The sequence below is a fragment of the Nitrospinota bacterium genome (genome assembly GCA_029881495.1).
Taxonomy (GTDB): domain Bacteria; phylum Nitrospinota_A; class UBA7883; order JACRGQ01; family JACRGQ01; genus JAOUMJ01.
Genome location: JAOUMJ010000064.1, coordinates 1 through 2,245, shown reverse-complemented (window position 1 = coordinate 2,245; position 2,245 = coordinate 1). Strand labels below are relative to the sequence as shown.

Below are 2,245 nucleotides of genomic sequence, written 5' to 3'. Positions count from 1 at the left end.
TTCCCCTTGTCGTTTACAAGTGAGAGGAGGTTCCCGGTCCAGTGGATGCTCCACTCGAAGTTGTGCCTCCAGTTGTTGCCGAGCGAACCGCCAATTCCCGCTACTCTCAGCTTGGAGGCATAGTAGCGCTGAAACCTCAAAGGTAGCGGACCGCCGAGGTTTATGTCGGGCGGTTCGGTGAAGAATAGCTCACCTGTATGTGTATTTACCGGGTCGCCGTCCGTCCCCGCGTCGGGGAAATCGGAACCGCTACCACCGACCGGGGTGAGCGGGAGATCAACATATATAAAGATGGTGATACTGCCGGATAGGTCGCATGGAATTGTATAACCCAACTCATCTGTAACAGGATTTCCATCCTGTGCGTATGTAACAGTTATAGCGGTGTCGCCACCTTCTACGGCTGTGACAGAGAATGTCTGATTTCCGGTGGCGGAAATTGCCGTGGGGGAGACGGTCGCAACGCCTGAATTTGTAGAGACCGCAGTGCCTGTCCATCCGCAACCAGAGCTTGACACATCAAAAGCCCCTGACTGCCCGATTTCGGTAAGGGTAACGGAGCCTATGTTGGGGTAATTCGCCGAGGCGGAGGGGAGGGCGACAATAAATGACGCGAAGAGCACGACGATGAATGCCGTCAGCTGTAATCCGTTTTTTTGTTTTGGTTTTAAGAGAATTTCAGAATATTGATGATTTGTCTGTTCTGTAATGGTCCCATCGACAGTCATGTTTACCCCCATATATTTATTTTCGCTCACCCGGCGGTGATGCTATTTAATTGTAGATTTAGCGCGAAGCAGCGGTGCATTGAGCCATTAAATAGCAGTACCAAAGCGCCTCTAAACTTTTCTTCACCTTAATTTAAAACTGGTGAAATGAAAATAGTCCTTTCGGCTACCCACCCATGAGGCAAGGCTTAGTTGTGGATATCTTTTTAGAATGCCATAGCCAAGTGATTGAATATTTGGGTTGTTGCATATTTGACGAAGAATTGTGTGCGGACGTTGAATTTTCGATTACGGCATCTGGAAGTGCGAAGTGGTAACTTCATTATATAAGTAGATTTAATGGTGGCCTCGGCGTGATTCGAACACGCGACCTCCAGATTAGGAATCCGGAATATAAAGTTTTACCGGTATGTACCGAAATATATGGGGATTGAATATCAATTAATTATGATGTAGTACTTGGTACATGGTTTCCCCGAATAGGATGTTTAACAATGGAACTGTTACCCATACGTTACCTAAAAAGATGATAAGCAATAATAAACTAAAGCTCACAAAATCCACCATAGACAAAATCCCTTTCTCTACAAATCGTCAATGTCACTATTGGGATGCCAATATTATAGGTTTCGGCCTCCGGGTTGGTAAAGGGAAAAAGGTTTTCATCGTATTGCGTAGAATTAATGGGAAACTTGTAAAGAGGACAATAGGATCGTACGGGGTTTTTACGCCAGACCAGGCAAGGGTTCGCGCTCAGGAGTTACTTTTAGGTATGGCCATGGGGAAGGATCCTAAAGTGGAAGAGGACCGCCTCAAAATTCGAAAAATAACTCTTGGGGAAGCTTTCAACTCCTACATGGAAATCAGAAAAAGTATGAAGCCGAGAACCATTCATAGTTATGAGTGGATGTTTAACCGCTATTTTGGAGACTGGGCAGATAAAAATCTGGAATTGATCACTACAGAAATGGTTATTAAGCGGCATACCGAAATCGGAGCAAGTAGCGCTGGTGAAGCCCAGGCAAATTATGCGATGCGGATACTAAGAGCTGTTATTAATTTCGCAATGAGACGTTTTAAAACTGCTGATGGCATTCCTGTGTTTTTAGTAAATCCTGTGGTGTCAGGACTCTCTGACCTTAAGGGGTGGTACCGGGACAAACGCAAAACCAGATTGCTTAAGCGTGAAGAGTTGCCTGATTTTTATAAAGCGGTGATTGATCTAAAGGAAAACAGCATCTCAACAAGGGCAAACGTATTACGGGATTATTTTTTGCTTATTCTGTTATCTGGATTTCGAAAGCTGGAGGCGGCAAGAATCAAATTGGTAGATCTCAATTTCACGAGCAAAACATTTACCGCATGGGATACAAAGAACAGTGAGGCTCACACATTGCCCATGTCAGATTATTTATTCAAGCTGTTCAAGAGAAGGTATGAAAACAGGGTAGCAGGCAATCCATATGTTTTTCCGGGTAATGACGGCGGTCACATAACTGAATACAGGAAGCAGTTCA

At 44.8% G+C, this 2,245-nt stretch carries 2 protein-coding genes; one reads left to right on the top strand and one right to left on the bottom strand.

Features of this window, described 5'->3' with window-relative positions; genetic code table 11:
* Window positions 1-728, bottom strand: a 728-nt coding sequence (locus OEY64_13285) for a DUF6531 domain-containing protein (protein ID MDH5543916.1), incomplete at its 3' end; no start/stop codon positions are given.
* Window positions 729-1,194: 466 nt separating this feature from the next.
* Here OEY64_13285 and OEY64_13280 point away from each other — a divergent pair.
* Window positions 1,195-2,245 (top strand): integrase family protein (locus OEY64_13280; protein MDH5543915.1); only part of this gene is annotated, 1,051 nt, incomplete at its 3' end.